This window comes from Cellulomonas sp. Leaf395, from assembly GCF_001424125.1.
Taxonomy (GTDB): Bacteria; Actinomycetota; Actinomycetes; order Actinomycetales; family Cellulomonadaceae; genus Cellulomonas.
This window is the reverse complement of record NZ_LMQI01000005.1, coordinates 164270-183825: the sequence shown is the minus strand read 5'-3', so window position 1 is coordinate 183825 and position 19556 is coordinate 164270. Positions and strand designations below refer to the sequence as shown.

At 68.6% G+C, this 19556-nt stretch carries 21 protein-coding genes; 13 read left to right on the top strand and 8 right to left on the bottom strand.

Features of this window, described 5'->3' with window-relative positions; genetic code table 11:
- Nucleotides 1-2 precede the first annotated feature (2 nt).
- Nucleotides 3-1340, bottom strand: coding sequence for a type I glutamate--ammonia ligase (gene glnA, locus ASG23_RS15505; RefSeq protein WP_056026824.1), 1338 nt, complete (start codon nt 1338-1340; stop codon nt 3-5).
- Nucleotides 1341-1421: 81 nt separating this feature from the next.
- Between glnA and ASG23_RS15500 the strand changes: the two genes are divergently transcribed.
- Both ASG23_RS15500 and panB read left to right on the top strand, forming a co-directional pair.
- Nucleotides 1422-3107, top strand: a complete 1686-nt coding sequence (locus ASG23_RS15500) for an NAD+ synthase (RefSeq protein ID WP_056026821.1) — start codon at nt 1422-1424, stop codon at nt 3105-3107.
- Between the two features lie 23 nt (nt 3108-3130).
- Nucleotides 3131-3943, top strand: a complete 813-nt coding sequence (panB, locus tag ASG23_RS15495; RefSeq protein WP_056026818.1) for a 3-methyl-2-oxobutanoate hydroxymethyltransferase — start codon at nt 3131-3133, stop codon at nt 3941-3943.
- A gap of 44 nt (nt 3944-3987) precedes the next feature.
- Here the strand turns inward: panB and ASG23_RS20015 are convergent, their stop codons facing one another.
- The gene (locus ASG23_RS20015; RefSeq protein WP_157465709.1) at nt 3988-4161 is read right to left on the bottom strand and encodes an SPOR domain-containing protein; all 174 of its coding nucleotides are present in this window, start codon (nt 4159-4161) and stop codon (nt 3988-3990) included.
- An 82-nt stretch (nt 4162-4243) separates the two neighbouring features.
- On the opposite strand from ASG23_RS20015, the gene map reads away from it, so the two are divergent.
- From map to ASG23_RS15470, 5 genes are read left to right on the top strand one after another with little or no spacing between them, the layout of a single operon-like run.
- A complete protein-coding gene (gene map, locus ASG23_RS15490) occupies nt 4244-5116 on the top strand; it encodes a type I methionyl aminopeptidase (RefSeq protein ID WP_200941625.1) in 873 nt (290 codons plus the stop codon).
- On the top strand, nt 5113-5889 hold the full coding sequence (gene ppgK, locus ASG23_RS15485; protein ID WP_056026815.1) for a polyphosphate--glucose phosphotransferase: 777 nt from the start codon (nt 5113-5115) through the stop codon (nt 5887-5889). Before map ends, ppgK begins: the two co-directional genes overlap by 4 nt.
- A 55-nt stretch (nt 5890-5944) precedes the next feature.
- Nucleotides 5945-6661, top strand: coding sequence for an MBL fold metallo-hydrolase (locus tag ASG23_RS15480; protein WP_056026812.1), 717 nt, complete (start codon nt 5945-5947; stop codon nt 6659-6661).
- Nucleotides 6662-6666: 5 nt separating this feature from the next.
- The gene (locus tag ASG23_RS15475) at nt 6667-6966 is read left to right on the top strand and encodes a DUF6191 domain-containing protein (RefSeq protein WP_056026809.1); all 300 of its coding nucleotides are present in this window, start codon (nt 6667-6669) and stop codon (nt 6964-6966) included.
- A 40-nt stretch (nt 6967-7006) separates the two neighbouring features.
- The gene (locus ASG23_RS15470) at nt 7007-7417 is read left to right on the top strand and encodes a VOC family protein (protein ID WP_056026806.1); all 411 of its coding nucleotides are present in this window, start codon (nt 7007-7009) and stop codon (nt 7415-7417) included.
- Nucleotides 7418-7431: 14 nt separating this feature from the next.
- On the opposite strand, the gene ASG23_RS15465 is transcribed toward ASG23_RS15470, so the two are convergent.
- The 4 genes from ASG23_RS15465 to ASG23_RS15450 form a co-directional block, all read right to left on the bottom strand.
- Nucleotides 7432-7881: a GatB/YqeY domain-containing protein gene (locus tag ASG23_RS15465; protein ID WP_056026803.1), complete on the bottom strand. Its 450-nt coding sequence runs from the start codon at nt 7879-7881 to the stop codon at nt 7432-7434.
- A gap of 238 nt (nt 7882-8119) precedes the next feature.
- On the bottom strand, nt 8120-9475 hold the full coding sequence (locus tag ASG23_RS15460; protein ID WP_056026800.1) for a hypothetical protein: 1356 nt from the start codon (nt 9473-9475) through the stop codon (nt 8120-8122).
- Nucleotides 9476-10413: 938 nt separating this feature from the next.
- The gene (locus tag ASG23_RS15455) at nt 10414-10845 is read right to left on the bottom strand and encodes a hypothetical protein (protein WP_056026796.1); all 432 of its coding nucleotides are present in this window, start codon (nt 10843-10845) and stop codon (nt 10414-10416) included.
- A gap of 307 nt (nt 10846-11152) precedes the next feature.
- Nucleotides 11153-12175 carry a hypothetical protein gene (locus ASG23_RS15450; RefSeq protein WP_056026793.1) on the bottom strand — a complete coding sequence of 341 codons (1023 nt, stop codon included), beginning with the start codon at nt 12173-12175 and terminating at the stop codon, nt 11153-11155.
- On the opposite strand from ASG23_RS15450, the gene ASG23_RS20010 reads away from it, so the two are divergent.
- Both ASG23_RS20010 and ASG23_RS15445 read left to right on the top strand, forming a co-directional pair.
- Nucleotides 12159-12458 (top strand): hypothetical protein, encoded by a 300-nt coding sequence (locus ASG23_RS20010; protein WP_157465708.1) that lies wholly within the window; start codon nt 12159-12161, stop codon nt 12456-12458. The two genes, ASG23_RS15450 and ASG23_RS20010, sit on opposite strands and share 17 nt — an antisense overlap.
- A gap of 356 nt (nt 12459-12814) precedes the next feature.
- Entirely contained in the window at nt 12815-13567 is a 753-nt protein-coding gene (locus ASG23_RS15445; protein WP_327019476.1) for an 8-oxoguanine DNA glycosylase OGG fold protein, read from the top strand.
- A 51-nt stretch (nt 13568-13618) separates the two neighbouring features.
- Here ASG23_RS15445 and ASG23_RS15440 read toward each other — a convergent pair whose 3' ends face one another.
- Together ASG23_RS15440 and ASG23_RS15435 are read right to left on the bottom strand one after the other, a co-directional pair.
- Nucleotides 13619-14425: a hypothetical protein gene (locus ASG23_RS15440; protein WP_157465707.1), complete on the bottom strand. Its 807-nt coding sequence runs from the start codon at nt 14423-14425 to the stop codon at nt 13619-13621.
- A 64-nt stretch (nt 14426-14489) separates the two neighbouring features.
- Complete coding sequence (locus ASG23_RS15435; RefSeq protein ID WP_162242701.1) at nt 14490-15764, bottom strand: type I restriction endonuclease subunit R; 1275 nt, start codon at nt 15762-15764, stop codon at nt 14490-14492.
- 53 nt (nt 15765-15817) lie between these two features.
- On the opposite strand from ASG23_RS15435, the gene ASG23_RS15430 reads away from it, so the two are divergent.
- The 4 genes from ASG23_RS15430 to ASG23_RS15415 all read left to right on the top strand — a co-directional run bounded on the left by ASG23_RS15430 (nt 15818) and on the right by ASG23_RS15415 (nt 19342).
- Nucleotides 15818-16111, top strand: coding sequence for a hypothetical protein (locus ASG23_RS15430; protein WP_157465705.1), 294 nt, complete (start codon nt 15818-15820; stop codon nt 16109-16111).
- A gap of 65 nt (nt 16112-16176) precedes the next feature.
- On the top strand, nt 16177-17253 hold the full coding sequence (locus ASG23_RS15425) for a DUF932 domain-containing protein (protein ID WP_056026780.1): 1077 nt from the start codon (nt 16177-16179) through the stop codon (nt 17251-17253).
- A 74-nt stretch (nt 17254-17327) separates the two neighbouring features.
- A complete protein-coding gene (locus ASG23_RS15420) occupies nt 17328-18251 on the top strand; it encodes a DUF4192 family protein (protein ID WP_162242700.1) in 924 nt (307 codons plus the stop codon).
- Between the two features lie 173 nt (nt 18252-18424).
- Nucleotides 18425-19342 carry a tyrosine-type recombinase/integrase gene (locus ASG23_RS15415; protein ID WP_157465704.1) on the top strand — a complete coding sequence of 306 codons (918 nt, stop codon included), beginning with the start codon at nt 18425-18427 and terminating at the stop codon, nt 19340-19342.
- Nucleotides 19343-19556 lie beyond the last annotated feature (214 nt).

Genomic DNA, 19556 nt, shown 5'->3' with positions numbered 1-19556 from the left:
GCTCACAGCACCGGGAGGAACCGCCGCAGCTCGTACGGCGTCACCTGCGAGCGGTAGGCCTCCCACTCCTGGCGCTTGTTGCGCAGGAAGTAGTCGAACACGTGCTCGCCCAGCGTCTCCGCGACGAGCTCCGAGCGCTCCATGATCGTGATCGCGGCGTCCAGCGATGTCGGCAGCGGCTCGATCCCCAGCGCGCGGCGCTCCGCGTCGGTGAGCTCCCAGACGTCGTCCTCGGCGCCCTCCGGCAGCTCCAAGCCGTCCTCGACACCCTTGAGACCGGCCGTGAGCAGGAGAGCGAACGCGAGATAGGGGTTGGTGGCCGAGTCGACCGCGCGGTACTCGATGCGGCTCGAGTTGCCCTTGCCCGGCTTGTACATCGGGACCCGCACGAGGGCTGACCGGTTGTTGTGGCCCCAGCAGATATAGCTCGGCGCCTCGGCGCCACCCCAGAGCCGCTTGTAGGAGTTCACGAACTGGTTGGTCACCGCGGTGATCTCCGCCGCGTGCTTGAGCAGGCCCGCGATGAAGGACCGCGCCGTCTTCGACAGCTCCAGGTGGCCGCCGGCCTCGTGGAACGCGTTGCGGTCGCCCTGGAACAGGGACAAGTGCGTGTGCATGCCGGAGCCGGGCTGGTCCGCCAGGGGCTTGGGCATGAAGCTGGCGAAGACACCCTGCTCGAGGGCCACCTCCTTGACCACGGTGCGGAACGTCATGATGTTGTCCGCGGTGGTCAGGGCGTCGGCGTAGCGCAGGTCGATCTCGTTCTGGCCCGGTCCGGCCTCGTGGTGGGAGAACTCCACCGAGATGCCCATCGACTCGAGCATCGTGATCGCGGCGCGTCGGAAGTCGTGCGCGGTGCCGCGCGGCACGTGGTCGAAGTAGCCACCCTGGTCGACGGGCACCAGCGGGAGGGTCGGGTCGGCGGGGGCGTCGAACAGGTAGAACTCGACCTCGGGGTGCGTGTAGAAGGTGAACCCCTGGTCCGCGGCCTTGGACAGGGCGCGCTTGAGCACGGTTCGCGAGTCCGCCAGCGACGGCTCCCCGTCCGGCGTCAGCAGGTCGCAGAACATGCGGGCGGTCCCGTGCCGCTCGCCGCGCCAGGGCAGGATCTGGAACGTCGACGGGTCGGGCTTGGCGATCATGTCCGCCTCGTACACCCGGGTCAGTCCCTCGATGGCGCTGCCGTCGAAACCGATGCCCTCGGAGAAGGCAGCCTCGAGCTCCGCGGGTGCCACCGCCACCGACTTCAGGATCCCGAGCACGTCGGTGAACCAGAGACGGATGAAGCGGATGTCCCGCTCCTCGACCGTGCGGAGCACGAACTCCTGCTGCCTGTCCATGCGGTACATCCTGCCTGATGAACGGTCCGGCACGAGGCCAGTGTCCGGGGCGGGTCGCACGAGATGGTTAGGCTCGGCCACATGCCTTCCCCCCGCATCGCCCTCGCGCAGATCGACACGCGCGTGGGCGACGTCGACGCGAACGCCCAGGCCGTCCTCGACTGGGCCCGGACAGCCGCCCAGGCGGGCGCCGACCTGGTCGTCTTCCCCGAGATGACCCTGACCGGCTACCCCATCGAGGACCTCGCGCTGCGCGCGTCGTTCCGCCGCGGGGCCGAGGCCGCGCTGCAGCGCACGGCAGCGGCGCTGGGCGCCGAGGGCCTCGGAAACCTGGCGGTCCTCGTCGGGACTGTCGGGGAGAAGTCGGTGACCCCGGTGCACGAGCCCGGTGCGCCCGAGGGTCCGAGACGACCCACCAACCAGGCGGTGCTGCTCCAGCACGGCCAGGTGCAGGTGCGGTACGACAAGCACCACCTGCCCAACTACGGGGTCTTCGACGAGTACCGGATCTTCGCGGCCGGCGACGACGTGTGCGTGATCGACGTCGCGGGCCGGCGGGTGGGCGTCGTGATCTGCGAGGACATCTGGCAGGACGGCGGACCCGTCTCCCAGATGGACGAGAACGAGGTCTCCCTGCTGGTCGTCCTCAACGCGTCCCCGTACGAGGAGGGCAAGGGACACCAGCGCGTCGAGCTCGCCGCGCGCCGTGCGCACGAGGTGGAGGCACCCGTCGCGTACGTGAACCTGGTGGGCGCGCAGGACGACCTCGTGTTCGACGGCGGGTCGTTCGTCATCGCCACCGACGGCACGGTGCTCACGCGGGCCCCGCAGTTCGTCGAGCACCTGCTGGTGTGGGACCTGCTCGGTGACGACGACGCCCCCGCGACTGGCCACGTCGCGCCCCCGCTGGCACCCGACGAGGAGGTCTACCGCGCCCTGGTGACCGGCCTGCACGGCTACGTGACCAAGAACGGCTTCCGGTCGGTGGTGTTCGGGATGTCCGGCGGCATCGACTCGGCGCTGGTCGCCGCGATCGCCGCGGACGCGATCGGGGGCGAGAACGTCGTCGGCGTGTCCATGCCGTCGGTGTACTCCTCGGACCACAGCAAGGACGACGCGGCCGACCTGGCCAAGCGGATCGGCGCGGACTACCGGGTGCAGCCGATCGCCCCGATGGTCGACGCGTTCGAGGGCGAGCTGGCGCTGGACGGTCTCGCGGCGGAGAACCTGCAGGCCCGGGTGCGCGGTGTGATCCTCATGGCGCTGTCCAACTCGGAGGGCCACCTCGTGCTCGCACCGGGCAACAAGACGGAGCTCGCGGTCGGGTACTCGACGATCTACGGCGACGCCGTCGGCGGGTTCGCGCCGATCAAGGACATCGACAAGTCCCGGGTGTGGGCGCTGGCCCGCTGGCGCAACAACGCCGCCCTGGACGGCGTGTTCGGTCCCGACGAGCTGCCCCCGATCCCGGAGTCCTCGATCACCAAGCCGCCGTCGGCGGAGCTGCGCCCTGGCCAGGTCGACCAGGACTCGCTCCCCCCGTACGAGATCCTCGACGAGGTCCTCGACGCCTACGTCGAGAACGCCGAAGGGCGGGCGGAGCTGCTGGCCCAAGGCTTCGACCCGGCCGTCGTCGACAAGGTGCTGGCCCTGGTCGACCGGGCAGAGTGGAAGCGACGCCAGTACCCGCCCGGCACCAAGGTGACCGCCCTGGCTTTCGGCCGCGACCGCCGGCTGCCCATCACCACTCAGTGGCGCGAGCCGTGACCACCCCGACAGGAGCTCCACGAATGGCCCCCACACCCAAGCGCGTGCGCGTGCACCACCTGCGCGAGGCGAAGGAGCGCGGCGAGCGCCTGACCATGCTCACGGCCTACGACGCCGTCACCGCGCGGATCTTCGACGAGGCCGGCATCGACATGCTGCTCGTCGGCGACTCGATCGGGAACACCATGCACGGGCACACGACGACGCTGCCCGTGACGGTCGACGATCTGATCCCGCCATCACGGGCGGTCGCCGGTGCCGCCAAGCGCGCGTTCGTCGTCGCCGACCTGCCGTTCGGCTCCTACGAGGCCGGACCCGAGCAGGCTCTGGCGACCGCCGTGCGGATGATGAAGGAGACCGGCGTCGCCGCCGTGAAGTTCGAGGGTGGCAAGCGGGTCGTCCCGCAGATCAAGGCGATCACCGACGCGGGCATCCCGGTCGTCGGGCACCTCGGGTACACGCCGCAGTCGGAGAACCTGCTCGGCGGTCCGCGCGTGCAGGGTCGCGGCGACATCGCGGCCGAGCTGCTCTGCGAGGACGCCGTAGCAATCCAGGAGGCCGGAGCGGTCGCCGTGGTCCTCGAGATGGTGCCCGCCCCCGTGGCCGCACGCGTCACCGAGATCCTGCACATCCCCACGATCGGCATCGGCGCCGGCACGCAGTGCGACGGCCAGGTGCTGGTCTGGGTGGACATGGCCGGGATGACCGACTGGTCCCCGCGCTTCGCCAAGCGGTTCGGCGAGGTCGGCGCGGCGCTCAAGGCCGCCGCGTCGGCCTACGCCGACGAGGTGCGCAGCGGCACGTTCCCGGACGCGGACCACCAGTTCGACAAGTGACGACGGCGGCTGGCGTCCTCGCCTGAGCCCTGTACCGCTCGGGCTCAGGACTGCTCCTCGTCCTGCGCCTCCCAGTCCTGGTTGCGCTTGCGCGCCTTCTCCAGAGCGTGCGTCGCCTCGTCGCGGGTCGCGTACGGCCCCATGAGCTTGGTCCAGTCGCTCTGCCGGCCCTCCTCGACCTCGTGGGTCTCGATGTTGAACCAGAACTTGTCTGCCACGGTGCTCTCCCTTCCTTCGGGGCTCCGGTGGCCGACCGTCACTGACCGGCCGCGATGCCCTCCTGTCCGTAGACTGCCAGGTATGTCGCCCGTCCACGCGCCACGATCCGCCCTGGTCCCGGGCACCCTGAGCCCACGCCGGTCCGTCCCCTCGGCGATCGCCCGTCCCGAGTACGTCGGCCGGACCGGTCCCGCGCGGTGGACCGGCAGCGACGTCCTCGACGCCGACATGATCGACCGCGTCCGGCTCGCCGCCCGGCTCGCCGCCCAGGCTCTCGAGCTCGTCGGCAGCCATGTCGCTCCCGGCATCACGACCGACGAGCTGGACGCGATCGGGCACGACTTCCTGGTCGAGCACGGCGCGTACCCGTCGACGCTCGGCTACCGCGGCTTCCCCAAGTCGCTGTGCACGTCGGTCAACGAGGTCATCTGCCACGGCATCCCGGACTCGACGGAGATCGAGGACGGCGACATCGTGAACATCGACATCACCGCCTACATCGGCGGCGTGCACGGCGACAACAACGCGACGTTCCTCGCCGGCGATGTCGACGAAGAGTCCCGGCTGCTGGTCGAACGCACGAAGGAGTCGCTCGCACGCGCGATCAAGGCCGTGCTCCCCGGGCGCGAGATCAACGTGGTCGGCCGCGTGATCGAGAAGTACGCCGCGCGCTTCGGGTACGGCGTCGTCCGGGACTACACCGGGCACGGCGTCGGTCCCGCCTTCCACACCGGGCTCGTCGTCCCCCACTACGACGCCGCGCCCGCCTACGACACGATCATCGAGCCGGGGATGGTGTTCACCATCGAGCCCATGCTCAACCTCGGCACCCCCGACTGGGTCATGTGGGACGACGACTGGACCGTCCTGACGGCCGACGGCCGACGCAGCGCGCAGTTCGAGCACACCCTGCTGGTCACCGACACCGGAGCGGAGATCCTGACCCTGCCATGAGCGAGAACAAGCACAAGCTGACCCCCGAGACCGCGTTCGGCATCGACATCGGCGGGAGCGGGATCAAGGGCGCCCCGGTGTCGCTGTCCGACGGACAGTTCGCCGCGGACCGGTTGCGCATCCCGACACCCCAGCCGTCTACCCCCGACGCCGTCGCGGCGACGGTCGCGAAGGTCGTGGACTCGTTCCACCTGGGCAAGGACGTGCCGATCGGCGTGACGTTCCCCGCCGTGATCCTGCACGGTGTCGCGCAGTCCGCGGCGAACGTCGACAAGTCGTGGATCGGCACCGACGTCGAGAAGGCGGTGCACGACGCGACAGGTCGCAGGGTGCTCGCCGTCAACGACGCCGACGCCGCCGGGTTCGCGGAGGTGCAGTACGGCGCCGCCAAGGGCGTGCGGGGCGTGGTGCTCGTCGTGACGCTGGGCACCGGCATCGGTTCGGCACTCATCGTGGACGGGCACCTGGTGCCGAACACCGAGCTCGGTCACCTGGAGATCGACGGGTACGACGCGGAGTCGCGGGCCGCCGAGAGCGTGCGCGACCGGGAGAACCTCGACTGGGCGCAGTGGGCGGAGCGCCTGCAGCGCTACTTCACGGTGGTGGAGAACCTGTTCTGGCCCGACCTGTTCGTCGTCGGCGGTGGGGTGAGCAAGCACCACGGCCAGTTCCTGCCGCTGCTCGACATCCGCACCAAGATCATCCCGGCACAGCTGCGCAACGCGGCGGGCATCGTCGGCGCGGCCGCGCTGGCGGCACAGGCCCACGGCTGACGTCCTGCGCGAGCTCGTCGAGGTCGCCCCGGGGGTCCACGTCGCGACGAGCGCCGTGTACACGACGACATCGACCGTCGTCGTCGGTCCCGACGGGGCGTGCCTGGTGGTCGACCCGGCCGTGACCGCCCGAGAGGTGGACGGTCTCGCCGCGACCATCCGTGCGCGCGGGTGGACGCCCGTGGCCGTCTGGTCGACGCACGCGCACTGGGACCACCTGCTCGACGGTCCCGCGCTCGCGCACCTCCCCCGCTGGTCCGCCGACGTCCCTGCCACCGATCGAGAGACGCTCGCGGCGGAGCGCGACGCCGACCCCGAGCTCGCCCGGAACGGGGGGCCCCCGGCACCCATCGCCGCACCCGCGATCGCGTTCCCCCAGCGCTCGGCCGGCGTGCTCGACTGGCCGGGGCCTCCCGTCCAGGTCCTCGTCCACGCCGGGCACGCGCGCCCTCACACCGCCCTCGTCCTGCCCGACTCCGGCGTCCTGGTGGCGGGCGACATGCTCTCCGACGTCGAGATCCCGTTGCTCGACCTGTCGGCGGACGACCCGGTCGAGGACTACCTGCGAGCGCTCGCGCTCCTGGAGGCGACCGACGCCGAGCTCGTCGTCCCCGGGCACGGGCACGTCGGGGGTGATCTCGGCCGACGTCTCGCCGCCGACCGCGCCTATCTCTCCGCGCTCGTCGCCGGGGTGGACATCGCCGACGACCGGCACACCGCGCCCTGGACCGCCGCCGCCCATGCCGCGCACCAGGCAGCCGTGGGACCATGACAGGCATGGGATGGCTCATCGCCGGTGCGGTCGTCACGCTCGCGCTGATGCTCGTCGCAGTGGACCGCTTGATGGCGCACGGCTGGTTCGACCGCAGCCGCCCACGGAAGCGCCACCCGACCGGAGGCGTGGGTGGCGCCGGGGCGTTCGGTGCGCTCGTGGACGTGTTCCAGCCCAACCGCGAGTACCTCACGGCCGAGCAGGACCGCCAGCAGCTGGACATCAGGCAGACCGGGGACGCGGCCGGTCGGCTCGACCTCGACTCGGGTGTCGTGCGCCTGGACCAGGGACCGTCGCCGAAGTAACCCGTCGCGCGCGTGGGTGGTCGCCTCTAGCGTGCGTGGCATGACGCCTGTGGTCTCCCACCTGACGATCGACGCCGCCGACCCGCACACCCTCGCCCGCTGGTGGCGCGACGTCCTCGGGTGGTCCTACGTCTGGGAACCCGCGGACGATGACGACGAGATCGCCATCGAACCCACCGACGGCGCCGCAACAGGGTGGCTGTTCATCAAGGTCCCCGACGCCAAGTCCGTCAAGAACCGCCTGCACGCCGACCTGCGTCCGGCCAACGGCTCCGACCAGTCCGCGGAGCTCGACCGCCTGCTCTCGTTCGGAGCCACGCGCGTCGACATCGGGCAGGGCGACGTCCCCTGGCACGTGCTGGCCGACCCCGAGGGCAACGAGTTCTGCCTGCTGCGCAGCACCCCCGACCAGGTGGCCGCAGCCCTCGCCGCCGCGGCGTCCGACTCCTGACGCTCCCGCGTCCGTCAGCTGAGCGCGGCGCGCACCAGCGTCGACAGCTTCTTGCCGTCCGCCGACGCACCGGCGCGCGCGGACGCCTCCTTCATCACCGCACCCATGTCGCGCACCGAGGTGGCGCCGACGTCGGCGATCACCGACGTCACCAGCGCCTGCAGCTCGTCGTCCGACAGCTGCGCCGGCAGGTACGTCTCTATGAGGTCCGCCTCGGCGGTCTCCGTCGCGGCACGCTCCGGTGCGCCCGCGTCCGTGTAGATCTGCGCCGAGTCGCGGCGCTTCTTGACCTCACGCGCCAGGATCTTCAGCACCTCGTCGTCCGACAGCTCCTTCTCGACCGTGCCGGCCTTCGCCTCGAAGCGCACCGCCCCGATAATCTGGCGCAGGACGCCCGTGCGCTCGGTGTCGCGGGCCTTCATGGCGGTGGTCAGGTCGGACGTCAGCTGGTCGAGGGTGCTCATGGGAGCCATCGTGCCCCGGGAGTGACGTCCGGCGCAGTCGGAATGTGTGGAGGGGACGCGACCGCCGGCACGTGACCGGCCGCCCGGTGCACGAAGGCCTCCGGTCGCGGTGCGGAACCTTTCAGCAGGTCCCGCTCCACGACCGGAGGTCTTGGCCGTCAACGACGGCTGACGCGCGCCGTCACACTCGCTCAACCCATCCAGGCCGAGCACACGATGGCGATGAGATCGACCGACGTCAGCGGGTAGCCCGCCGACGGATCGCTGTCAGGCTCAGGCCGGACAGGGCGAGGAGCAGTGCAGCACCCAGCGTGATCGCGACGCCGTCGCTACCGGTGGACGCCAGCTCGCCTTGAGCGGGGTCGTCCGTCGCAAGGACCTCGGTGACGACCGCAGCCGGGACCGGATCCGGGACCACGACGACTGCGGGCACCGGCGCGGCGGCGACCGGCGGCACGACCACAGGGGGCGTGACGACCGGAGGCGTTCTGACCGGGCAGGCGACCGGCCCGCTCAACTGCGCACCCAGCGTGATGGTGCGGGTCGCGGAGCGCCCACCATCGGTGACGGCCCACGCCGACGACAGACCCGTGAACACGGTGTCGCGGTCGATGCTGACGAGCCACAGGTCGACCTGGCCGGGGGTGCCCCGACCGATGACGAGCCGCGTGGTGCTGTCAGCGCCGAAGCCGTAGACCTTCACCTTCCCCGAGGGGTCGGTGTCGAGCAGCGTGAGCCCGGTCAGGTCAGCGTCGAACGAGCCCGCAACGTCACACGTCGGAGCCAGCGGCCCGGCGTTGAACTGCGCGACGTTCAGGTTCGACGGGTTGCAGCCCTCGGCGGTCAGGTACGTCGGCACAGAGAACGGCACGTCGAGCACGTTGGTCCCGTTGTCGAACAGGAAGCCCTCGTCCGCCTTGAACGTCAGCACCCAGTCGGAGCCCGACGGAGCCGGGTCGTTGTGGATCGACGCGGCGAAGTCACCCAGGCTCGGGTAGTCCTCACCGTTGAGCGTTGCACTGACGAGCGTGGCGTGGTCACGAGCGAGTACGCCGGACCCGTTGAGGTCGTTACACGTGGGTGCGATCGTGTTCCACGAGGCCGACGCGAGGCCGGGTTCCTCGTCACAAGGGACCTCGCGGTAGGTCGCCTGGACCCACTCATACTCCGCGTCCTCGTGCTCCACGTAGTCGTTGTTGCTGACCTTGTCCTTGACCCAGAAGGACCAGGAGCCGTTGCCCCCGCCCTGCTGGAACGCGGAGCCGATCGGGTCGTCCTTGGGGTCGGGCTTCTGGTCGAGGTTCCAGTTGCCCGGGTCGGTGATCGGCGTGCCCGTGGGCGGGTCGCCCTTGTCCTCGCCGTCGTCGTTCTGGTTGATGTACGTGTACCGGTAGAACACGTCGCTGAACGTCTCCTCGTGGCCGGGAATCTCGTCACGGACCTTGACCTCGTGACCGGCGACGTCGACCTCGTAACACTTGCCGTCGTTCGGCGGCGGGTCGTCCTGGTGGGTGCCGGTGGCGAACGCGGCCCCCGACGTGCCGACGACGAGCGCAAGCCCGACGCCAGCGGCAATGATGAACTTGCGGAACATGTCGTTCCTCTCAGTTGGTCCACTCCTGGGTGGATCAAATCGGTGCCGAGGGAAGACCGTGCGGTTATCTCGGCCAGTCGTGGTGGTCCGGCTCCTCTACGGGTGACCGGGATGCTGGCAGCAGGTTCGCCGATGAAGGACGAGTCGCTGACGCAGGACTCTCAGAGGCGCTGGGCGCAGACTTCGCGATCGAAGGTGCGGCACCCGCAGGTGTCTCGCTTCCTCCTGATCAGCTCCGATCAGCGCACCAGCGCCGGTGCTGGACTATGGGTCCAAGTCTGGATGCTCGCCGTCGACGTCATGTGGGCCCAAGGTCCCACCTCACGGACGGTTTCAGGGCCGCTGATCAGGAGAATCCCCGAGCCGGCGCCCGGACACCGGGTGGTCCCAGCCGGGCCGTCGACGACGACCGTCGGACTGCCCTCGCCAGTACCGAGCAGGCGTCGAGCGTTCCAATCCCGGCCCAGCGAGTCGTGGACGCCCGGTGGTCGCATCGGGTAGTCCGTCGGAGGTGATCACGCCGACGACCGTCGAGGACGTGTTCGACGTCCTGTGCCGCGTGATCGAGGACCCCGAGCCGCACACCCCGCTGATCCGCCGCTGACGGGGCTGTCGTTCGACCAGCTGGCGGACTCGGCGTCGACCTAAGCGGTGCCCCACGTAGAAGTCCTTGGAGCATGTCGTTCAGCGCCTGGGAGGAAGGGTCGGGGTGCCGCTCGATCATGACAGCTCTCACGAGGGCGACTTCCGCCAGGATCCCTTCCGCGCTGTCCAGGGGCATGCGGTCCATCTCGCGGAGAACTCTCAGCACAAGTGCCCGAGCGCGTCGCATGAGCGCCCGCCAAACGACCGCTGACGCGTGTCGTTGCACCCCCGCAAACCATCTAGTCAGAGCAAACCCGCGGCGATCCAGCTCTGCTCGGGGCGATGAGGTCGACCTACATCAGTAGGAAGGCCGAGTACACGTCGCTCCACAGTGGAGCACCGGCAGCCGTGCCGTTCTTTTGTTCGTTCCAGAACCCGATCGTCTTGCCCCCGATGGACGGCGGAAAAGGGGGGTTGCCGGGGCCGAAGCCGGTCAGATCCTCCTGGCCGATCAGTGTGGTCCCGACATAGACCGAGATGTTCGCGCCACCGTCCGAGGAGGCCGACAGCGGCAGGATGTTCGTCGCCTCCGCCGTGACGTCGAACGTGATGTTCGACCCAGTGGCACAAGTACACGGCGTGACGGTCTGCTGCCAGACCATCTGGTTCTCGGTCTGGAAGCCGTTGGCGATCAGCATGTTGTCGCAGGTGTCGCCGAAGTCGGCCCACAGGTTGTGGACGTCCAGCGGGGCGTCGCCGGCGACGTAGCGGCCGGGGTCGTACATGTCGCCGTTGCCAGGGCCGGTGGTCTGGGCGAGCGACGTGGTGAGGCGAACCCGGAGGTGGCCCCGACGAGTTCAACCGTTGGGGCCGACGTCGTAGCAGTCGCCGTTGACGATGCACTCCTCGCCGAGGGCCGCACTGGCAGCACTGGCAGCACTGATCAGCCCGACGCCGACCAGACACCAGCGCCGAGCGCCGCCATGGACCCGCGAGCGTGCATGTCTGTCTCCTTGATGTGAGTGGAGCAGGAAGACTTGCTGATCCCCCTCCGACACCTCCCGACCGGAGCCGGGAGCCGCCGGAGGCAGGTCAGACAGCCGCGAGGGGCATGCCCTTGACGAGCACCTGGATCGGGCCTGAGGTGACCGCACCCTTGGTGATGGCACCCTCGGAGATCGAGCCGTCCTCGATCGCACCGGGAACCGTGGCACCGGCGGGGTACGCGCCACCCTCAAAAATGATCGCCCCATCGACGATGGCACCCCCTGTGATGTCACCCGGCGTGACGACGCTCACGACTGAGCCGGGGACGATGTTCTTCGCGCCCTCGACGCAGACGTCCGGGTCCTCGGTGGGTGCGAACTCGAAGTCCTTCCACGCGGTCGTGCCGAAGGAGTAGGCACCGAACGAGCCGTACGCACCGAACGAGTAGTCGGTGGTGAACACCGGGTCCCCGTACGCCCACGCACCGAAGGAGCCGTACTCGTCGAACACCGGCTCGCCCCACGTGGTCGCACCTGGGGTGTAGGCCGGGCTACCGACGAAGTTCGTCAGGATGAAGCCTGTGATCTGGTTCGCCTTGCGGGCCTCGAAGTCGACCTCGCTGGCCAGGCTGCCCGCCAGGGTCCCGGCTACCGAGCCAGAGCGCTCGCCCGTGCGCTCGGCGTCCCGGCTGCCGAAGCGGGTCCCGTCGCGGGTGCCCTGGCGCTCGGCGGTGCGCTCGCCCTCACGGACACCGGAACGCGTCTGCTGGATCTGGCTGCCGTTGATCTTGGTGCAGGAGAGGACCTCGGTCATCTCCTGCGTGGCGGACTGGGTGCCGATCTGGGCGGCGGACTGGACCACGAGCACCGAGCCGGACTGGGTGCGGGTCTGGGTGAGCGCCTGGGAGAGGGCCTGCGAGGTGGCCTGCGTGGTCGTGAACGTCAGGTCGTCGGCGTTCTTCTGGAGCGTGGCGTTGTTCCAGCCGAGGGCCGTCTGCACGTCACCCTTGCCCACGAAGCCGGAGCCGGTGAGCGGATCGATCGTCACGCTGGCGTTGGCAATGCCGGACGTGGCGACGAGTGCGGCAGCGGCCAGGGCCACGCTCGCTGCGATGGAGTACTTCTTCATGGGGGTGAAGCCTTTCGTGGAGATGGATACACAGGCCCAGGGAGGATCGCTGGGAGTCGTGCACCGCCGGTCACAGTGTGGCGAGCGGGAGCTGGCAGGCTCGCCGGTGAACGACGAGACGCTGACGCAGGAACTCCGCACAGGCTTTGGACGCATGACCCGCCGATTGAAGGTCGCGGAACCGAGGGTGACTCGCTTCCTCCTGATCGGCTCTGATCCGAGCACCCGCGCCGGTGCGGGAAACATGGGTCAACCATGCAAAGTCGCCGCAGGATCCACCTAGGCCCAAGGTCCCATGAGTGGGATGAAAAAAGTCCTCTGATCAGGGCAAATACCCTGAACCGGACGGCCGCACCGGGCGCGGGTATGGTCCCGGCGCGAGGCGTCGACGACGACCCTCGGCTACCGGTGGGGACAAGTTCGGACAAACGCCCTGAGAGCGGATGAGTCAGTCGATACGCCGGGTTCTGCCAAGGCCAGAGACGGGTGCAGACGGCTGACGACGGCAGCGCTCGGAAACGTACGTTGACCTGCAACTACGTCGGTGCGTGACCGACGGAGGCCGATGGCTGGATCCGAGCCCTGCCGACCATCTTGCGGACTTCTTGCGGACTGGGTGCGGACTGGCAGCTCTGCACCATGCGCGCACGACGCGAGCGCGAACGAAGCCAACGAGCGCGCGCGCCGTGGCGCTGCCAAGATGCGCAGGTGCAGCCTCCGCCGTCAGACCTCGAGACCCTCCTCGCCGGAGAGCCAGGCCCACAGCGCGCATTCACCTACCCCGGCGAACGCTGGCAAGCCTGGACCGCACACCTGGATGGGGTCGCGCCGGTCATGGCGACCTTGCCCGCGGCCCTGGACCGCAGCACGACGGCACGACTCGTCGAGGACCTGCTCCCCAGCAACGCCGCCGGTGCGTTCGCCGTCTCCATGATCTGGGGGCACGGCTGGTCCGGGTACGGCCCCTACCGCACCGCACGAGTGCTCACCGGAATGAAGAGACCGGCAGGCGAACCGGTGTCCCCGGACGTCGAGAGCCGACTGAACGAGTCCATCGCCATCGCCCGCGCGAGTGGCCCTGTCGAGGGCTACCGATTCCTGAACAACAGACCAGGCAAGATCGACGGCCTGGGACCGGCCTTCTTCACCAAGTGGCTGTACTTCGTCACCGCGCGCGCTGACGAGAACTCCGACGACGCGGCACCGGTACTCGACGCGCTAGTGCTCACGTGGCTCGCAGACAACGCTGGTGTTGTGTTGCGAGCCGGTCAGACGGCCGACTACGCGCGGTACGTCGGGCTCATGCAGTCGTGGGGCAGCCCTTATGGACTCGCACCGGCTCAGGTCGAGGAGCGGATCTTCCGGCTCATTCGCAACGATGGCGACCCGTGACGACCCTGGCTGTACTCGGAGTCTGACGACACTCGGAGTCTGACGACGCCGTCACGGGGTTGCGATGGTCCTCGTTACGGAGTCTGCCAACGCAGTCCGGAGCGAGGAGAGTCGTTCGGAGCCGGTCGAGCGTTCGACCGCCCAGAAGTCCCAGCCATTCACCGCCGCACCGTTCTTGACAGCCTGCGCCGCCGAAGACGGGGTGTCGTAGGCCCCGCCGTTGTAGTCGATCTTCGCGTTGGGCAGGACCACTGCCGACGCGGGCCAGGCTCCGTTGGTGGAGATCAGTCGCTCGCCCGGTTGAACCAGTCCGGCCTCGAGGAGCTGTCCCATGGTGATGCCGTGGAAGGTTGACGTTCGCCGAGGCGCGTGGACTTGGGTGTCGTCCGCGGTTCCCGTGTCGTATCCGAGAAGTCGAAGGACGCGGTTGATGGGGTCCCGGAAGGTCTCGAGGATCCGCAGCTCGTAGGAGGGCACCGTGTCGTCGCGTGGTTGGACCGCGTTGTGAAGGGTCGCGCGGTCGGCCGAGTGGAATAGCTGGTAGAGATCCCCCTCGAGCCATCCGGCCTGGGCAGAGGACAGGCCGGTCGATACATCCCGGCGAATGAGCAGGCCTCGAAGCCAAGTTCGTTTGCGCTCGTGGTCGAGGAGTCGAGACCGGATGCCTGCGGGCGCTTTACCAACGTAGACGCCGTAGCCTCCGGCTGCGTCTGGTGGGTCGAGTAGGACGTAAGCACCTGGGACGTCCCAAGACCCGTCGAGGTGGGCAACGGAGTCCTTCTCGACGACGCACATGCGCAGCGCCGTCAGGTGGTCGATGATCTCGATCGGTTCCGTGCGGGTGTCGGGCAGCAGCATGGTGAAGGGCAGGCGCGAGTCCCTACTGATCACTGTTGACCCACCTCGTTGGAATTGGCGCGCGTCATGCTGGGACTTCTCCGGTCGGCTCGCTGCGGAACTCGTCGTACAGCTCGCCGAGGTACTCCACGACAAGTTGCTGGAAGCCCGGCTTGTTGAAGAAGAGGTCGAACATCTTGGTGTTCTCCCCGTGCCGGGCTGCAACGTGATGCGGGAGCTTGTCACGCAGGATCAGGTCGAAGTGGTCGCGTGTGTTGTTCAGAGCCACGACGCGAAGCTCGTCGTCGTTCATCACCTCGAGGCGTTGCTGCTCGAACCAGACCTTGTCAGCGTCGGTGGTGCCGATGCCGAACTTGTCGTTGAGCCGCTCGACCAAGGCGGAGAGCTTGTCGACGACCGGCTCTTGTCCGCCCTTGCCCTCCCCGGGCAGGACCTCGCCCGGGGTGTCGTCACCCTCCGTGAGGGCGGCGTTCTCTTCCTCCGCGGTCAGGGCCGTGCGCAGGTGGGTGAGCTCGACCTGGTCGGAGACCAGCGGGATCGGCTCGTCGTCACCCCTGGGCAACTGGGTGGCCAGAGCCTTACCGAACAGGTACAGCCGTTCGAGCTCACGGTCGGTCCAGGTCATGATCTGCGCCATGAACGCGTACGCGCGCACGTAGGCGGTCAGGGTGCCGCGGAAAGCCTCCTGCTCGTCGTCATCCAGCGCGACGAACCGGTCGACGGCCTTGGTCAGCTCGGCGTATAGGTACTTCTGCTTGGACGCCTGCCCGGACAGCAACGCCGCCACCGCGACGTCCATCTCGTGCTCGTCGAGCACGTTGGCGGCCATCAGGGAGTGCTGCAGGTTGTAGATGTCGTTCGGTTCGGCGGCGAAGGCAGCGGTGGACTCATAGAACGGGGCGAACGCGTCCTGGATCTCCTCGACGGTGTTGGCGAAGTCCAGGACGAAGGTGTCGGTCTTGCCCGGGTGGATGCGGTTCAACCGAGAGAGGGTCTGCACGGCTCGGACACCGGCGAGCTTCTTGTCCACGTACATGGTGTGCAGGAGCGGTTGGTCGAACCCGGTCTGGTACTTCTCCGCCACCACCAGCAGGTGGTACTCGTCCCCGTCGAACTTCTTGGGCAGCTCACCCTCGCCGAAGCCGTTCATCATGGCCTCTGTGTAGGTGACGCCCTCGTCATCGAGGGACCCGGAGAACGCGACCAGGGCGTGCAGCGGGCGCGCACCGGTGTCGTACCCCTTGGCCTTGATGTAGGCGTCGACGGCGAGCTTGTACCGCACGGCATGCTGACGGGAGCGGGTGACGACCATGGCCTGGCCGGTGAAAGTAATAGGCACCGAGCCCGGCCGTATTCGACGGTCGGGCTTTCGTCGTTTCTGAAGGGATAGTGATGTCAATTTCAAGCTCGAACTTGTCGGGCGTCCGCACGTTCGTCGCCCGCATTGTCGTCGAATGTCGTCAGCTGGGCGAGGATGTCGCGGTGCTGTGGCGCTCGTGTGTGGCTCAGTGGCGTGGCGATCCGCAGTTCCGCCGCGTGGTCCTCTCCGAGTTCTTCCAGGGCTTGGCCATGGCGGCTCGACGAGGGCCACGCGCGACCCTGTTCTGGATCGTCGTGTTCGTCTGCCAGGTCCTGCTGCGAGCAATGGAGATCCTCGGCGACGGGGACGACCCAGTGTTCGCCTGATCGATCCCAATCCCCGCCCCGGCACCGACGGTGTCGGGGCTTTGTCATGTCTGGAGGAAGTACCCATGTCACGAGAATCCTTGCTCGACCTGAACACCTACACGCTGATCGGCAACACCCGTCACCGTGGCACGGCCTGGCACTACCGGGCCGACCTGCAGGGCACCGAGCCCAACCACTACTCGGGTCCGATCCCGATCGCCGACGTCCAGCGCCGACTGTTCGACTGGCAGGCAGTCCAACTTCCGGTCGCGATCGAACGACCGGCGGACCTGCTCACGATGACCCACCTCAACGCCACGGGCTCGCCTGCGCGGTGGGTTGTGGTCCCGGATCGTCTGGCAGTTGCTCGATCGGACCGCTCCGACGGGACGGTGATGGGGATGTTCACCGAGTCCTACGTCCCGCACCAATACGACGAGTGGCTGCTGGGGTCGGTCGCGAACATCCTGGACGACGACCTGTCGATCAGCTCTGCCGGGCTTCTGCGCGACGGCGCGGTGGCGTGGGTCGAGGTTTCGGTCCCGGAGTCCATCCGCACTCCCGAGGGGGTGGAGTTCCGCCCGAACCTGCTCGCGACGACGACCTTCGACGGGTCGCTGGCCACGACCTACAAGCGAACGGTGACGAACGTCGTCTGCGACAACACCCGCGGCCTGGCTCTGGCGGAGGCGGGTCTGCAGGTGAAGGTCAAGCACTCCCGACGCTCGGCGTTGCGATTGGCGAGCGCCCGGGACGCCCTCGCCGTCGTCCACTCGATGGCCGAGGACTTCGCCGACGAGATCCGAGCCATGTGCGCGATCGACGTCGAAGCCCGCCAGTGGGGCCAGTTCCTCGACGGCTGGGCACCGTCCGTCGACACCACCGGCGCACCACTGGCGGGGCGGGCCAGGACGACAACCGACCGGCGTCGCGCCGCCTTGGACGACCTGTACCGGGTCGATCCGCGCGTCGCGCCGTGGGCCGGGACCGCCTACGGGGTGATCCAGGCGGTCAACACCTACGAACACCACCTGCGACCCGTCCGGGGCACAGATCGGGCCGCACGGAACACGTTGCGTGCCGTCGCTGGTCAGTTCGAGGCCGTCGACCGGGCGACGTGGAACGAGCTCAGCCCACTGCTGTCCCGCGTGACCGTCTGACCCTTCTTATCCCCCAGCCCCGCCGGTATCCGGCGGGGCTTTCTTCATGTCTGGAGACACCAATGAGCACCATCGTGAGCACGACCAGAAGCGCCCTCGTACGATCCGTGATCGACCAGCTCGGGTTCGAACCCGAGGAGTCATTGGCTCTCGTCCTCGTCGCTGCCGACACGAGCTACGGCGGCACGATTGCCCGTCTGGACCTGTCCTCGCTTGAGGACACCGACATCCGGATCGCCCTCTTCGACCGCCTCTCACGGCCATTTCACGTCGCGAACGCCTCCGCCGTCCACGTCCTGTACTTCAGCACCCGACCCTTCGCCCAGCTGCGGCCGATGGATCGGGACCTAGACCAGTTCCTCGACGCACACGCGATCACCAGAGCGTCCACGACGGTGGTCGACGAGACCATCTCTGACGCACCACGGCGGGTCGACATCGCACGCCTGGACCCGGCAGACGCCGACGTGCGGGCCGTCGTCGACGGCTGGACGGAGCAGGCCGACGACGTCGCCCGGGTGTACGACACGTTGCGCCGCCTGGCGGCTCACGGATGTCGTCGGCTACCGCCACCGCTGCTCGGGCGTCTGGCCCTGGGCATCGAGCATGGTGCTCACCGCGACGCGATCCTCGTCATGATCCTCGGCGCGGATCACGACACCGCCCGCCTCGTCGCTGACGGCTGTGCTGACGACGCAACGATCGAACAAGCCCTCGACCCGGTGCTGTCCAGCTCAACCGGTGTGCGCCCACCGGCAAGCATCGCCGACGACGTCACGGTGCTGACGGCCCTGGCACGAGCGCTTCCAACAGAACGCACCGCACCCTGCCGGACGCTCCTGGGGCTCATCGCCTGGTGGTCCGGCGACGGTGCTCTGGCGGACCGGCACTTGCAGGAGGCCCTGTCCGCCCGGCCCGGCTACCGGCTGGCAGTGCTCCTGCACATGCTCGTGGCCGGTGCCGTACCGCCCGGCTGGGTGCACCGAGACAAGCCGTAGCAGGCACGCTCTCTTTCCCTCCGCAATTGCTCCGAAATCGCTCCGAAATAGATCGCAATTGGTGAATCGCGGCTTGCCGTGAGGCGCTCGACGCAACTATGAGGAGTGCGCCTTTACATCCTTGAAAGGATTCATAGCCAGTGCGTACAACACATTCATCTCGAGCCTTGTCGGTGAGGTCGCAGCGGATCCGTACCGGGGCAACGGCGACGACGTTGCCGACCCTGAACCAGTACTTCGAGCAGTTCTCCGACCGGCAGATATGGAGTCCGAGCACGCGCCGGTCGGTGGACCTGACGATCCGCTCGTGCCGGTTCGCCTCCCGCCCGCTGGACGAGATCCGGCGGTCCGACGTGCAGACCTGGGTCAAGTCCATGGTCGATGCGTCCTTGGCTGCCACCACGGTGCGGACCAGGTTCAAGTCATTGAACACCGTGCTGGCCGGAGCTGTCCTGGATGACGTCATCCAGCGCAACCCATGCATCGGGGTACGCACACCTGCACCGATGCGGCGGCAGGTGCAGATCGTCCTGCCCGACCCGATCACCGTCGCGACGGTGGTGGCGGTGGCCCCCACCCCGCTGGGCACCACCGTCGCCCTGGCCGCGTGGGCGGGGCTGCGCCTCGGGGAGGCCCGCGGCCTGCGGTGGTCGGACGTCAACCCAGCCTCCGGCGTGATCACGGTGCGCCAACAGGTACAGAGCTCGCCTGGGGGCGGGTGGGCCCTGGTCCCGCCTAAGGCGGGCTCGGAGCGCTCGATCACCCTGGACCCGCGCCTGGCCGAGCTTCTGGCATCTCGCGGCCATGACGTCGACCCACAGATCTGGGTTGTCCCGGGCCACAGCGGAGGACCGGTCCACCCCGGCACACTGACCCGTCAGTGGCACTCGGCCAAGGTGCAGCACGGGCTGGACGCCCGGCTCCGGTTGCACGACCTGCGCCACCTGTACGCCTCGACCCTCATCGCTGCCGGTGCCGATGTCGTCAGCGTGCAGATGGCCCTTGGGCACGCCCGCGCGTCGACGACGTTGGACGTTTACGCCCACGCGCTGCGGTCGAACCCGTTCGGCTGGCTCGGCAACGACGTGTGACGGCACGGGGATCCAACCGCGCGCTGCGCCTGCACGACCCTCTCTTCAGCGGCTCCGGGACGCTCTGACTGACGGAGGTTCTCAACCGTGATCGGGGCCGCCCTAGGTGTCCCGCGCCGTTGTCTGCCAGGTCGTTCTTTGTGAGAGTCATCGGCCCCGGCCGCCCGCGTCGCGCGGGCGGTCGGGGCCTGACCGCCTTTCGTGCGTTCAGGTC

Coding starts and splice junctions, on each gene's coding strand:
- glnA (WP_056026824.1), bottom strand. CDS start 1,340: ATGGACAGGCAGCAGGAGTTCGTGCTCCGCACGGTCGAGGAGCGGGAC.
- ASG23_RS15500 (WP_056026821.1), top strand. CDS start 1,422: ATGCCTTCCCCCCGCATCGCCCTCGCGCAGATCGACACGCGCGTGGGC.
- panB (WP_056026818.1), top strand. CDS start 3,131: ATGGCCCCCACACCCAAGCGCGTGCGCGTGCACCACCTGCGCGAGGCG.
- map (WP_200941625.1), top strand. CDS start 4,244: ATGTCGCCCGTCCACGCGCCACGATCCGCCCTGGTCCCGGGCACCCTG.
- ppgK (WP_056026815.1), top strand. CDS start 5,113: ATGAGCGAGAACAAGCACAAGCTGACCCCCGAGACCGCGTTCGGCATC.
- ASG23_RS15475 (WP_056026809.1), top strand. CDS start 6,667: ATGGGATGGCTCATCGCCGGTGCGGTCGTCACGCTCGCGCTGATGCTC.
- ASG23_RS15470 (WP_056026806.1), top strand. CDS start 7,007: ATGACGCCTGTGGTCTCCCACCTGACGATCGACGCCGCCGACCCGCAC.
- ASG23_RS15465 (WP_056026803.1), bottom strand. CDS start 7,881: ATGAGCACCCTCGACCAGCTGACGTCCGACCTGACCACCGCCATGAAG.
- ASG23_RS15460 (WP_056026800.1), bottom strand. CDS start 9,475: ATGTTCCGCAAGTTCATCATTGCCGCTGGCGTCGGGCTTGCGCTCGTC.
- ASG23_RS15455 (WP_056026796.1), bottom strand. CDS start 10,845: ATGTACGACCCCGGCCGCTACGTCGCCGGCGACGCCCCGCTGGACGTC.
- ASG23_RS20010 (WP_157465708.1), top strand. CDS start 12,159: ATGGAGTACTTCTTCATGGGGGTGAAGCCTTTCGTGGAGATGGATACA.
- ASG23_RS15450 (WP_056026793.1), bottom strand. CDS start 12,175: ATGAAGAAGTACTCCATCGCAGCGAGCGTGGCCCTGGCCGCTGCCGCA.
- ASG23_RS15445 (WP_327019476.1), top strand. CDS start 12,815: ATGCGCGCACGACGCGAGCGCGAACGAAGCCAACGAGCGCGCGCGCCG.
- ASG23_RS15440 (WP_157465707.1), bottom strand. CDS start 14,425: ATGCTGCTGCCCGACACCCGCACGGAACCGATCGAGATCATCGACCAC.
- ASG23_RS15430 (WP_157465705.1), top strand. CDS start 15,818: ATGTCAATTTCAAGCTCGAACTTGTCGGGCGTCCGCACGTTCGTCGCC.
- ASG23_RS15425 (WP_056026780.1), top strand. CDS start 16,177: ATGTCACGAGAATCCTTGCTCGACCTGAACACCTACACGCTGATCGGC.